The sequence below is a fragment of the Agromyces humatus genome, assembly GCF_021228295.1.
GTDB lineage: Bacteria > Actinomycetota > Actinomycetes > Actinomycetales > Microbacteriaceae > Agromyces > Agromyces humatus.
In genome coordinates this window covers 185,135-197,802 of the sequence record NZ_JAJQPD010000003.1, presented here as the reverse complement: position 1 = coordinate 197,802, position 12,668 = coordinate 185,135, and the positions used below count along the sequence as shown (strand labels likewise).

Genomic DNA, 12,668 nt, shown 5'->3' with positions numbered 1-12,668 from the left:
GGCAGGTGCCGGGCACACGCCCCCGCCGGCACTTCTGCGAATCACTCATATTTGGAGGAACCATGCGCGCAGCGCGTACTCGAGGGCGGATGCTCGCCGCAGCCGGCGCCATGCTGGCGGTCGCCGGGCTCGTCACCGGTTGTACTGCCGGCACCGACAGCACCAGCTCCGGTCCGACGAACAATGCCAACAACACCGAGACCGGCGAGACCGTTCGCATCGGCTGGTCGGGCCCCGCCGCCGACCACGGCTGGCTCGGTGCGATCAACTCCGCGGCCATCGCCGAGGCTGAGAAGTACGACGACGTCGAACTCGTCGTCGCCGAGGGCACCAACGACGCGAACCTGCAGATCAGCCAGGTCGAGACGTTCATCAACGACGAGCTCGACGCCATCGTGCTGCTGCCGACCGACGGCGCAGCCCTCACCGAGGTCGCGATCAAGGCGATGGAGGCTGGCATTCCGGTCATCAACGTCGACCGCGAGTTCTCGAGCACCTTCGCCGCCCGCGTCACCGTGCTCGGCGACAACTACGGCATGGGCGTGAGCGCCGGCACCTACATCTGCGAGCAGCTCGGCGACAACCCCGACGCTGTGGTCGCAGAGATCGCCGGCATCGACTCGCTGCCGCTCACGCAGGACCGTTCGCGCGGCTTCTCCGACGCGCTCGGCGACTGCGGCCTCGAGGTGAGCAACCGCGTCGCGGCCGACTTCACGGTGCAGGGCGGCGAGGCCGCGGCATCGCAGCTGCTGTCGGCCGCCCCGCAGATCGACGCGCTGTGGAACCACGATGACGACCAGGGTGTCGGCGTGCTCGCGGCGATTGACTCTGCCGGCCGCGACGAGTTCTTCATGGTCGGCGGCGCCGGCTCGAAGAATGCGATGGACGCCATCAAGTCCGGCGACTCGGTGCTCGAGGCGACAGTCATCTACCCGTCGACGCAGGGTGCCGACGGCGTCGCGCTCGCCCGTCTCGTGGCTCAGGGCAAGTCGCTGGGCGACCTCGTCGAGCAGGACGTGCCGACCCGCATCGTGCTCTATGCACCCGTGGTGACGGCCGACAACGTCGACGAGTACCTGCCGACCGCCTTCACCTCCTGATCGCGCGGGGTGCCGCCGCGGCGGCGGCACCCCCGCACACCAACCCCGGAACGCCCGCGTCGCAGTCGCGATGCGGGCGTTCCCCCCGACTCGCCCAGCGCGGCAGACGAGAGAGAGAACGATGACCTCGATGCGGGTAGCCATGGTCGGCTACGGATTCATGGGTGCCGCGCACTCGCAGGGATGGCGCGTCGCGCCCCGCTTCTTCGACCTGCCCGCACAGCCCGAGATGTCACTGCTCGTCGGCCGCAGGGGTGGACCCGTCGCAGACGCCGCAGCCAAGTGGGGCTGGGCCGAAACCTCGACCGACTGGCGCGAAGCGATCCGCCGTGACGACATCGACGTCATCGACATCGTCACGCCCGGCGACTCGCACGCGGCGATCGCGATCGCCGCCCTCGAGGCCGGCAAGCACGTGCTGTGCGAGAAGCCACTCGCGAACACGGTCGACGAGGCCGCCGCAATGGCCGACGCGGCCGCGAGTGCCGCCGCCCGTGGGGTCTACGCGATGGTCGGCTTCACCTACCGTCGCGTTCCCGCGGCGACCTACGCCCGCGAACTCGTCACCGGTGGTGCGATCGGCGAGGTACGCCAGGTTCGCGCGGAGTACCTGCAGGACTGGCTCGTCGACGAGAACGCCCCGCTCGCGTGGCGTCTGCAGAAGGAACACGCCGGATCGGGCGCACTGGGCGACATCGGCGCCCACGCCATCGACCTCTCCCAGTTCATCACCGGCCAGCGACTGACCGGCGTCTCGGGCATCATCGACACCGTCGTCAAGGAGCGCCCGCTGCTCGCCGAGGGCAGCGGCCTGTCGGGCACCGCCGGAACGGGCTTCGGGACCGTCACCGTCGACGACGTCGCCCTGTTCAACGGCCGCTTCGAGGACGGCGCCCTCGGATCGTTCGTCGCCTCACGTATGAGCACCGGCCGCAAGAACGCGCTGCGCATCGAGGTCTCGGGTTCGCGTGGCGCCATCGCCTTCGACCTGGAAGACATGAACGCGCTCGGCTTCTACGACGGCACCGCCCCCGTCGATCGGCAGGGGTTCGCCAAGATCATCGTCACCGAGGCCGAGCACCCGTATGTCGCGTCCTGGTGGCCGGCAGGCCACATGCTGGGCTATGAGCACGGCTTCGTGCATCAGGCCAAGGACTTCATCGAAGCCATCGCCACCGGAACGCAGCCTCGGCCGTCGTTCGCCGATGGCTACCAGGTGCAGCGCGTGCTCGGCGCCGTCGAGCAGAGCTCCGGCGCCAACGGCGTCTGGACCGACATCGCCTGACCCCCGTATCGTCACCTAGGCACCGCATCAAGGAGGATTCTGTGACTCGACCCATCACGTTGTTCACCGGCCAGTGGGCCGACCTGCCCCTCGAGGAGGTCGCCCGACTCGCATCCGGTTGGGGCTACGACGGCCTCGAGATCGCCTGCTGGGGCGACCACCTCGACCCGTGGCGGTGGGATGACGACGACTACATCGCCGACCGGCTCGCGCTGCTCGAGCGGCACGGCCTCAAGGTCTACGCGATCTCGAACCACCTCAAGGGCCAGGCCGTCTGCGACGACCCGATCGACGCCCGTCACCGCGACATCCTCTCGACGAAGGTGTGGGGCGACGGTGACCCCGAGGGTGTGCGCCAGCGCGCCGCCGAAGAGATGAAGCACACCGCGCGTCTCGCGGCCCGCCTCGGCGTCGACACCGTCGTCGGCTTCACCGGCTCGTCGATCTGGAAGTACGTGGCGATGTTCCCGCCGGTCTCGCAGGAGATGATCGATGCCGGCTACCAGGACTTCGCCGACCGCTGGAACCCGATCCTCGACGTGTTCGACGAGGTCGGCGTGCGCTTCGCGCACGAGGTGCACCCCTCCGAGATCGCGTACGACTACTGGACCACCGTGCGTACGCTCGAGGCGATCGGGCACCGCCCGGCATTCGGCCTCAACTGGGACCCGAGCCACATGGTCTGGCAGGACCTCGACCCGGTCAGCTTCCTCTGGGACTTCCGCGACCGCATCTACCACGTGGACTGCAAGGACACGAAGAAGCGCATGGGCAACGGCCGCAACGGCCGCCTCGGCTCGCACCTCGCGTGGGCCGACCCGCGACGCGGGTGGGACTTCATCTCGACGGGTCACGGCGACGTGCCTTGGGAGGACGCGTTCCGCGTGCTCAACACGATCGACTACCGCGGGCCCATCTCGGTCGAGTGGGAGGACGCCGGCATGGATCGGCTCATCGGCGCGCCCGAGGCGCTCGAGTTCGTGCGGCGGCTCGCGTTCGACGCGCCCGACGCGGCCTTCGACGCGGCGTTCAGCACGAAATAGCGTCGCCTGAGAACGACGGATGCCGCGGGGTGTGTGATCCCCCGCGGCATCCGTGATTCTGCGTGGCTCCGCGCAGCAGCGCGGCGCACAGCGGTGACCACTGCGGCCGGGCGACATCCGTCGCCCGGCCGCGCCGGCTCTAGACCTTGGCCATGCCGGGTGCGCCGATGACCATCTCCTCGATGTTCGCGGGCGACAGGGCGTGGTGGATCGCGAGCATGCAGGCGCCGAGCACGGCGGCGTCGGCCCCGGCCTTCGACTGGGTGATCTGCAGGTGTTCGGTGGCCAGCGGCATGGAGCGCGTGTAGACGATCTCGCGCACGCCGGCGATGAGGTGCTCGCCCACCTGAGCGGCCGAGCCGCCGATGACGATGACCGACGGGTTGATGAGGCTCACGCACGTGTTGAGCACCTCGCCGATGTCGCGGCCCGCTTGGCGCACCGCCTGGATGGCGTCGATGTTGCCGCGCTTGACGAGTTCGACGACGTCTTGGCCGGTCTCGGCGGTCAGCCCCATCTCGCTCAAGGCACGCGCCAGCGCAGGCCCGGAGGCGAGTGCCTCGAGGCAGCCCCGGTTGCCGCACTTGCAGGGCACGTCGGCGCCGCGCGCCACGTAGACGTGGCCGATGTCGCCCGCGGTGCCCTGCGCACCACGCTGCAGGATGCCGCCCGAGATGACGCCCGAGCCGATGCCGGTGGCGACCTTGACGAACATGAGGTGGTCGACCTCGGGCCATGAGAGCTCGCGCTCGCCGAGGGCCATGATGTTGACGTCGTTGTCGACGAGCACCGGCACGTCCCAGCTGTCGTGGAACCAGCCGGGCACGTCGAAGCGGTCCCAGCCGGGCATGATCGGCGGGTTGATGGGGCGGCCCGTGCTGTACTCGACGGGACCCGGCAGCCCGATGCCGATCGCGAGCACGTCGCTCGGTGATCGACCGAGCTGGGCGAGCAGGTCGTGGCCGGCGCTCGACACCCAGCTGAGCACGGCCTCTGGGCCTTCGGCGACCTGGATGGGCTCGCTGCTCTCGGCCTGCAGGCGGCCGGTGAGGTCGCTGACTGCGATGCGCACATGGGATGCGCCGACGTCGACGCCGAGCACGACCCGGCCGCTCGCCGCGATCGCGAACTGGCTCGACGGGCGACCGCCGGTCGAGACCGCGTCGCCGACGGGGCCGACGAGGCCGAGCTTCATCAGCGCATCGATGCGCAGGGCGACGGTCGACCGGGCGAGGCCGGTCATCGCCGAAAGCTCGGTGCGGGTGCGTGGGCGGCCGTCGCGGAGGATCTGGAAGAGGTCGCTCGCTACGGAGGAGCCGAGGGCAGTGACGTGCCCGTCGCCCCCCTCGCGACTTATGTCGGTCATAGTCTTATTATTCCATGTCTTCTGGTCAAAGGGGGCACGCTTCGGTCGTTTTGGCGACCCCAATTCGGTTGTCATGATGGATAGCCGAGGTCTCCGGTTGCGCGCAGTGCTCCCGTGGCGCGCAGTTCGTGGGCTTGGAGCACGCTCCAGGGGCTGAGGAGGAATGGTGCGGTGTCGGCGGCGCTCAGGAAGTCGGTGACGCTGGTCCAGGACCATTGCATGACTTCGTCGGGTGCAGGGTGTGGGTCGGTTCGGAGTTGTACGAAGTAGACGGGGCAGATCTCGTTCTCGACGATGCCGTCGGGGGCGGTGGCGCGGTAGCGGAAGTCGGGCAGCACCAGCCGCAGCGACTCGGCCTGGACGCCGAGCTCGTGGCGGAGGCGCCGCCTGATGGCGTCTTCGATGGGTTCGCCGGGGGCGGGGTGTCCGCAGCAGGTGTTGGTCCAGACTCCGGGCCAGGTGCGTTTGTCGAGGGCGCGTCGGGTGAGGAGGATCCGGCCGTCGGAATCGAAGCCGTAGCAGGAGAACGCGAGGTGCAGGGGCGTGTCGGCGGTGTGTACGCGGGTTTTGTCCATGGTGCCGATGGGGGTGCCGTCGGGGTCGAGGAGGACGACGTGTTCGTCGGCGAGCGTGGCGGTCATCGGGTGTGCGCCGCATCTGCGATCGCTGGGGCCGCGATGCCGGCGGCCTGCAGGACCAGGTCGCGGACCTGGGCGGCCGGCACCGCGTCGCCGGCGGTCTCCCAGAACGCCAGGTTCGGGTCGGAGCACAGCAGCAGCGGGGAGTCCGCGACCGAGTCGGGGAGGCGGCCGTGGGTGCCGCGGACCCAGGTCGGGTCGAGGGGGATGACGTTCATCGCGTATCGCAGGCCGGCCTTCTTCTTGAGGAGCCCGAGTCCGGCTTTCGCTTTGGCGAATCGGTCGGCGGGGTCGAGGAAGAGTTCGGCGGGGTCGTAGCCGGGCTTGCGGTGGATGTCGACGCCGCGGGCGAATTCGGGAGCGCGGTCGTCGTCGAGCCAGTAGTAATAGGTGAACCACGCGCCGGGCTGGGCGATGACGACGAGTTCGCCGGAGCGGTCGTGGTGGATGCCGTACCGGGCCTGTTGTTTCCGGTCGAGGACTTCGTCGACGCCGGGCAGGGTTTCGAGGATCTGCCGGGTGCGGTGCAGGTCGGCGGGGTCGGTGATGTAGACGTGCGCGACCTGGTGGTCGGCGACGGCGAAGGCGCGTGAGGTCCAGGGGTCGAGTTGTTCCCGGCCGTGTTGGGTGTAGACCTCGAGCAGTCCTTCGCGGCGCAGGGTGCGGTTGATGTCGACGGGCTGGGTGGCGGGTTCGATGCCGTATTCGGCGACGGCGATCACGGTGACCCCGGCGGCAGCGGCGTCGTCGAGCAGCGGCGCGAGAGCCTGGTCGAGTTCCGCGGCGGCCCGGTCGGCAGCCGGGGACGCGGGTCCGTACCGTTGCAGGTCGTAATCGAGGTGCGGTAGGTAGGCCATGACGAGGTCGGAGGCCTGTTCGCGCATGATGGTGCGGGTCGCGTCGATGATCCACCGGGTCGAGGTGATCGACGCGGTCGGGCCCCAGTACTGGAACAGCGGGAACTCACCCAACGCGCTCGTCAGTTCGTCGTGCAGGGCGGGTGGGCGGATGTAGGCGTCGGGGGATTTGCGGCCGTCGGCGTGGTAGATCGGGCGGGGGGTGACGGTGATGTCGGTGCTGGCGCCCATGGCGTACCACCAGCCGATGTTCGCGGCGGTGAACCCGGGTTTGGTGCGGCGGGCGGTTTCCCAGACCTTCTCGCCGTGGACGAGCGCGTTGTGCTGGCGCCAGAGGTGCACCTCACCGGTGTCACGGAAGTACCAGCCGTTCCCGACGATGCCGTGCTGGGCGGGCGGGAGTCCGGTGAGCATCGTGGACTGCACGCTGCAGGTGACCGCGGGCAGTATGGTGCCGAGGCGGGTCTGCGCGCCGGATGCGGCGAGCTCACTCAGGCGGGGCATGTGGGCGAGGGTGCGTGGGGTGAGGCCGACGACGTCGAGGAGCAGGGTCGAGGTCATCACACCACCGCCACGGGCACGGATGCCGCGGGCACCGGTTCGGGCGCGGGCGCCGCGGGCACGGGTTGGGGCGTATTGCCGAGGAGGTGTTCGGTGGCCCAGCGGAGCTCCCCCGCGATGCCGGCGATGAGGTCGTCGACGGGGTCGGGCAGTACGGACCAGGTGTAGGTCTCGACATCGAGGTGGGCGTCGTTGCCGTGCGGGCTGTCGCGGACGGCGTCGAGCGCGGCGGTGAGGACGCCGGTCGTGGCGGTGAGCGGTGGCTGGGGCGCGAGGTGCAGGGGGACGTGGAAGTGCACCCGCCACGGGCCATCCGTCGGCAGGGTTTCAAGCGCCTCGGGAAGGTCGTCGGCCGCGGCCACCGAACCGTCGGGCCGAAGCGCGCGGGTCTGGTGCAGGTAGCGCTGCTCGACGAACGCGGCCACCGCAGCGCGGCTCGCGGGGTCCGACGGACGCTCCACGTGCAGCGCCGCCGAGGCCTGCACCTTCACGACCCGCAGCCCGGCGTCGGCGATCTGGCGCACGGCGTCGGCGGGGTCGGCGAATGAGACGGCGAGGTGGCAGGTGTCCAGGCAGATGCCGACGAACTCGGGGTCGATCACGAATTCGGGGTCGATGCCGCCCGCGCCAACGCCGGCCCGGGTGCGCGGCGCGAGCCATGCCACGACGTCGGCGACGGTGTCGAGGACGCAGCCGGGTTCGGGTTCGATGGCGAGCCGGATCGTGCGGCCGGTCGTGTCGCGCAGTGCGCGCAGTGCGCGCGACACGGTCGCGAGGGCTTCGGTGGCCTGCCGGTCCTGGTCGACGGTCCACGGTTCGCGCCAGCCGAGGGGCAGCGTCGAGATGCTGCCGGCCGCGCCGTCGGGGAGGAGGTCGGCGAGCACCGCCGCGCAGTCGAGGGTGTGCTGGGTGCGGCGGGGGTCGGTCCAGTCGGGACGGTAGACGTCGTGTTTCACGATGTCGGCGTGGAACGCCCGATAGGGGAACGCGTTGATCGTGCGCAGCACGAGCCGGTTCGCGTGGAGCCGTTCCCGGAGGCGCTGCCGGTCGGCGGGGTGGGCGGCGAGTTGGGCGGCGAGGTCGGCGGGCAGCCAGAGGCCGACGCCGAGCTCGTCGAGGCCGGCGGCGCGGCGAACCGGCCCGGCGAAGGCGTCGAGCTGGGCGAGCACCCCGTCGAGGTCCTCGGCGGGGTGCACGTTGGTGCAGTAGGAGAGGTGCATCAGACCCGGGCCCCGCGGAGTACGGAGTTGCCTTCGAACGTGATCCCGGCGGCGGGGGGTTCGTGTTCGGCGAATCCGGGCACGGGGTCCAGGTGCAGCCGGCCGCTCTGCCCGTAGAACGCGACCGGGTTCTGCCAGAGCACGACGTCGACGTCGTGTTCGGTGAACCCGGCGTCGAGCATCGCGCGGGCGGTCTTGCGGGTCTTCAGCGGGTCGGAGTTGCCCCAGTCCGCGGCCGAGTTCACGAGGACCCGGTCGGTGCCGTGCTCGCGCAGGATCGTGACCATCCGGTGTTCGTCCATCTTGGTGTCGGGGTAGATCGAGAAGCCCATCCAGCAGCCGCTGTCGGCGACCGCCGCGACCGTGGTCTCGTTCAGGTGATCCACCACGACCCGTTCGGGCGCGATGCCGGACTCGCGGACCACGTCGAGGGTGCGTGCCGTGCCGGCGGCTTTGTCGCGGTGCGGGGTGTGCACCATCGCGGGCAGCTCGAACGTGACGGCCAGGGCGAGCTGGGCCGCGAACACGTCGTCTTCTTCGGGGGTCATCGAGTCGTACCCGAGCTCGCCGACCGCGACGACACCGTCCTTGGTGAGGTAGCGGGGCAGGATGTCGAGCACCTCGCGGCAGCGGGGGTCGTTGGCTTCCTTCGGGTTCAACCCGATCGTGGCGTGGTGGCGGATGCCGTACTGCGCCGCACGGAACCGTTCCCAGCCGATCAGCGCGTCGAAGTAGTCGGTGAAGCTGCCCACGTTGGTGCGCGGCTGCCCGAGCCAGAATGACGGCTCCACCACCGCGCGCACACCCGACTCGTACATCGCCCGGTAATCATCGGTCGTGCGGGCGGTCATGTGGATGTGGGGGTCGAAGATTCGCATGTCAGCCTCCCGGCGTCGGGGTCGTGGTGGTGGAGGAAGCGGTGGCGGCCGTCGAGGCGCCCGACGCGACGCGGCGCATGTCGGCGTTGATCTCCCGGCCGGCAGCGCGGCGCTCGGCGATCAGCCCGGCGGCCATCCGCGCGAGCTCGTCGTCGGCCCGCTCGTCGAGCCGGGCGACCACGTCGACGGGGATGCCCATGAACAGTGCCTTCAGCACCCCGTGCCGCCAGGCATGATCGTCGAGGTGGGCGCCGGCGAAGTCGCCGAGCGCCGCCGCCACGAGCCTGGTGTCGTTGGTGCGCAGCGCGTCCGCGACCAGCTCGAGCCCGATGCTCACAATGGGCTGCTGCTGGTCGGGTGCGGCGTTCAGGCCGCGCAGCACGCCGCGTCGTTCGGCGTCGTCGCCGTACCGGTAGAGCTCACTGAGGCTGGCCGCGGCGGTGTCGGCGGGCGCCGCGGCGAGCAGCGCCGCCACGAGTTGCTCGCGGGCGAGGTCGTCGGCGGTGCCGTGCCGGAGCCCGAGCGGGTCGCCAGCCGGGTCGACCGGGTCGCGGCCGACGGTGCGTCCGGCGGTAGGGAACAGCACGGCGATGCGTGCCGGTTCCGCGGTGATCTCGGTGACGGCGGTGGTCGTCCAGGGGTGGGTCATCGTTTCTCCCAAGCTGTGCGCAGGGCACGCATGCTGCGTGCCGCGGTGCCCGGCGCGTCGTGTGAGTGGCGGGGCAGTTCGACCGCCGCGACACCGTGGTATACGATCTCATGCAGGGTGGTGAGCGCCGCGGCCAGGTCGAGGCGGCCGGAGCCGAGTTCGAGGTGTTCGTGCACGCCGGGCAGCATGTCGTCGACCTGCACGTTCACGAGCAGGTCGCCCGCGGCCCGTAGCGCGCCGACGACCCCGCCGGGCTCGACCGCGACGCAGTGCCCCAGGTCGACCGTGATCCCGAGCGCGTCGGGCGAACCGAGCTCGTCGCGCAGGGTCAGCGCGTCGGCGACGGTCTCGACGAGCATCCCCGGCTCGGGCTCGAACCCGAGCACCACGCCGGACGCGTCGGCGTACGCGACGATCTCGCGCATCCGACCGACCAGCAGCCGCCACGCCTCGGCACGTGACATGTGGTCGGGCACGACGCCCGACCACAGCGAGACGCAGTCCGCGCGCAGCACCACGGCCAGGTCGATCGCGCGGCGCAGGAACACCATCCGCGATTCCGCGTCCACGTCGACCAGGGTCGGCCGGTGCTTGACGAACGGATCGAGCAGGTACCGGGTGCCGGTCTCGACGACGACCCGCCAACCCATTTCGTCGAGCCGCACGCGCAGGCGGGCGGCCTGCGCGTCGGCGTCACCGGTGAACGGGTCGAGATGCGGATGCCCCAACGTGAGCGCGATCGCGCCGTAGCCGGTCACCTCGAGCACCTCGAGGGCACGGTCGAGGGGGTGGTCGGCGAACCCGTTGGTGCCGTACCCGAGCGTGAACCCGGCGCCGGGCAGCGGATGCCAGAGCGCGTCGATCGCCGACGCCAGGGTGTCGCTCATGTGACATCACCTCGCGCGCGCCGCGCCGACAGCGCGCGGCGGGCGACGTCGACCCCGCCCAGCAGCACCGCGGGGGCCAGCGCCCCGGAGCGGGCGGTGAGGGTCGCCTGCAACGGCACCATCGCCCCGATCCCGGCCCGCGTCGCGGTGCGTGCGTTGCTCGCCGAGGGGTTCTCGAGGCTCTTCAGCTGGCTGGGGAGGGCCGTGGCGAGATAGGCCACGGCCGCCGCCGCGGCACCGATCCCGGCGAGCACCCGGGTCGTGCGCGTCTCCGGACGGCTCGGACGGCTCGCTGCGTCATTCGTCGTCGCCCCCGCGGCGGGCCCGCCGATGAGTGCGGCCACAGCGGTCGCGCCGGTGATCGTGAGGCCGGCGCGCGCCGTGCCGACCGTGCCGCCGTGCACCTCGCCCCGCGACGTGGCGGTGACGCCGGCGGTGTGCAGCGCGACCGTCGCGGCGGCCGGCAGCGCGGCCCGGCCGCCGCCGCCGCCCATGAGCACGTCCAGGCCGCGGCACGCGGCCATCGACACGGGCCCGGCCGTCGTGTCCTTCGCGACCGTGTTGTACAGCACGATCGCGCCGACCAGGGGTGCCGCGACCCGGAGCGAGCGACGTCCGCCGCCGACGGCGGCGAGTCCGACACCGACCGCCATCAGGGTCGTGGCGATGCCGAGCGCCCGGCGTGACGACACCCGCCCGGAGGGGATCGGCCGTTCGGGGCGTTCGATGGCGTCGAGGTCGCGGTCGGCGTAGTCGTTGAGGGCCATCCCGCCGCTGTACAGGAACACGGATGCGAGCGGCAGCAGCCATTGCCGGGCGGTGAACCGGGCGCCGCCGGCGTGGCCGCCCGCGATGGTGTCGCCGAGCACGGTGAGCGCGGCGGGCGCGCGCACCAGCTCGAGGACGTCGCCGGCGGTCGTCATCGCCCGAACGCCTCAGACTGCCCGGAGGTCGTCGTCGTCGCGGCGACGCGGGCGGCGGTGGCGTGCGCCCAGGCGTGCAGTTCGGTGGTCTGCTGGGAGAAGTCGTGCACGTCGCTGCCCCACGGGTCCTTGAAGAAGAACCCGAGCTCGGGCACCACACCGCGCACGCCGGCACGCTCGGCCAGCGCAAGCAGGCGGGCGAGGTCGAGGATCAGCGGTGCCGCGAGCATCGAGTCGTACGCGGACCAGATGGTCTGCATCGTGATCCGGGAGCCGAGGAAGCCCTCGGCGTGGATGTGGTCCCACGCGGTCTTGATATCGCCCAGGTCGGGCACGTTGTCGATATGCAGCGGCGCGACCACGTGCTCACCGACCAGGCTGCGCAGCCCACGCGTCTTCGACGCGAGCTTGCTGCGCACCGCCTCAGGGTCGGCCAGGGTCGCCCCGTCGCCACCGCCGAGCAGGTTCGCACCGGCCCAGGAGTGCACGTGCATGCCGCGGGCCACGAACATCGGCGCGATCGCGGTACGCAGCAGGGTCTCCCCGGTCTTCCCATCCTGCCCCGCGAACACGATCCCACGCGCATCGGCGAGGGCCCGGACCGAGGGCAGCGTCATCGCGGCCGACGGGGTGAAGCACGCATACCCGCTGCCCGACTCGATCGCCGCGAGCGCCGTGATCACACTCGCCGGCAGCAGCACGCCGTCGGGGTCGGCGAGCACCTGCGTCAGCAGGTCGGGGTCGTGGAACTCGGGACGATCCTCGGGAATCGCCTCGGTCGACGCGACATCCACGACCACGACCGTGCGCAGCCCGTGCCGCGCCCGGAACCCGGTGATGTCCGCCGCGAGCCGGTGCACCGCGTCGGCCTGCGCGCCCTCGTGGGTGGCCGGGTCGTAGCCGGGCCGGATCTCACGGTCGGCCTGCTCGAGACCGGCCTGGGCTGCGGCCACCAGGCGCGGCGGGATCATGCCCGAATCGGCCAGCTGCCCCGCCCGCCGGACCAGCGGCGTCGCGCTGATGTCGTGCCCGCCGAGCACCAGGTCCGCGAACCGCGGCAACGGCACCCCGACGAACGCGTCGCCCGCGGTGGTGCACCCGGTCGGCGCCGCGAGCTCGTTCGCGATCACGTGCAACCCGACCGCGACGGTCGTGCCGATCGAGCCCCGCCCGCCCACCAGCCAGATCCCGACACGGTCATCGGCTGGGCGGCCAGGAGCCTGGGCTTGGGTTGGTGTGTCGAGCATGGTCACGTCGTTCC

Annotated in this window: 12 protein-coding genes; 3 read left to right on the top strand and 9 right to left on the bottom strand. The window is 71.2% G+C overall.

The window, feature by feature from the left end:
• The first annotated feature begins 62 nt into the window (after positions 1–62).
• The 3 genes from LSF15_RS06135 to LSF15_RS06125 all read left to right on the top strand — a co-directional run bounded on the left by LSF15_RS06135 (position 63) and on the right by LSF15_RS06125 (position 3,428).
• Entirely contained in the window at positions 63–1,100 is a 1,038-nt protein-coding gene (locus LSF15_RS06135) for a substrate-binding domain-containing protein (RefSeq protein ID WP_232497648.1), read from the top strand.
• Between the two features lie 121 nt (positions 1,101–1,221).
• Positions 1,222–2,385 carry a Gfo/Idh/MocA family protein gene (locus tag LSF15_RS06130; protein ID WP_232497647.1) on the top strand — a complete coding sequence of 388 codons (1,164 nt, stop codon included), beginning with the start codon at positions 1,222–1,224 and terminating at the stop codon, positions 2,383–2,385.
• A 41-nt stretch (positions 2,386–2,426) separates the two neighbouring features.
• A complete protein-coding gene (locus LSF15_RS06125) occupies positions 2,427–3,428 on the top strand; it encodes a sugar phosphate isomerase/epimerase family protein (protein WP_232497646.1) in 1,002 nt (333 codons plus the stop codon).
• Between the two features lie 139 nt (positions 3,429–3,567).
• Here LSF15_RS06125 and LSF15_RS06120 read toward each other — a convergent pair whose 3' ends face one another.
• From LSF15_RS06120 to LSF15_RS06080, 9 genes are all read right to left on the bottom strand, one after another.
• Positions 3,568–4,794: an ROK family transcriptional regulator gene (locus LSF15_RS06120; protein ID WP_232497645.1), complete on the bottom strand. Its 1,227-nt coding sequence runs from the start codon at positions 4,792–4,794 to the stop codon at positions 3,568–3,570.
• A gap of 71 nt (positions 4,795–4,865) precedes the next feature.
• The gene (gene idi, locus LSF15_RS06115) at positions 4,866–5,435 is read right to left on the bottom strand and encodes an isopentenyl-diphosphate Delta-isomerase (RefSeq protein ID WP_232497644.1); all 570 of its coding nucleotides are present in this window, start codon (positions 5,433–5,435) and stop codon (positions 4,866–4,868) included.
• Positions 5,432–6,850, bottom strand: coding sequence for an alkaline phosphatase family protein (locus LSF15_RS06110; protein ID WP_232497643.1), 1,419 nt, complete (start codon positions 6,848–6,850; stop codon positions 5,432–5,434). Before LSF15_RS06110 ends, idi begins: the two co-directional genes overlap by 4 nt.
• A complete protein-coding gene (gene eboE, locus LSF15_RS06105) occupies positions 6,850–8,070 on the bottom strand; it encodes a metabolite traffic protein EboE (protein ID WP_232497642.1) in 1,221 nt (406 codons plus the stop codon). Before eboE ends, LSF15_RS06110 begins: the two co-directional genes overlap by 1 nt.
• Positions 8,070–8,948, bottom strand: coding sequence for a TatD family hydrolase (locus LSF15_RS06100; RefSeq protein WP_232497641.1), 879 nt, complete (start codon positions 8,946–8,948; stop codon positions 8,070–8,072). The genes eboE and LSF15_RS06100 overlap by 1 nt, the downstream gene beginning before the upstream one ends.
• Position 8,949: 1 nt before the next feature.
• A complete protein-coding gene (locus LSF15_RS06095; protein WP_232497640.1) occupies positions 8,950–9,597 on the bottom strand; it encodes an EboA domain-containing protein in 648 nt (215 codons plus the stop codon).
• Positions 9,594–10,484: a sugar phosphate isomerase/epimerase family protein gene (locus LSF15_RS06090; RefSeq protein WP_232497639.1), complete on the bottom strand. Its 891-nt coding sequence runs from the start codon at positions 10,482–10,484 to the stop codon at positions 9,594–9,596. The genes LSF15_RS06095 and LSF15_RS06090 overlap by 4 nt, the downstream gene beginning before the upstream one ends.
• Positions 10,481–11,407 (bottom strand): SCO3242 family prenyltransferase, encoded by a 927-nt coding sequence (locus LSF15_RS06085; RefSeq protein ID WP_232497638.1) that lies wholly within the window; start codon positions 11,405–11,407, stop codon positions 10,481–10,483. Before LSF15_RS06085 ends, LSF15_RS06090 begins: the two co-directional genes overlap by 4 nt.
• Positions 11,404–12,654: an inositol-3-phosphate synthase gene (locus tag LSF15_RS06080; RefSeq protein ID WP_232497637.1), complete on the bottom strand. Its 1,251-nt coding sequence runs from the start codon at positions 12,652–12,654 to the stop codon at positions 11,404–11,406. The genes LSF15_RS06085 and LSF15_RS06080 overlap by 4 nt, the downstream gene beginning before the upstream one ends.
• Positions 12,655–12,668 lie beyond the last annotated feature (14 nt).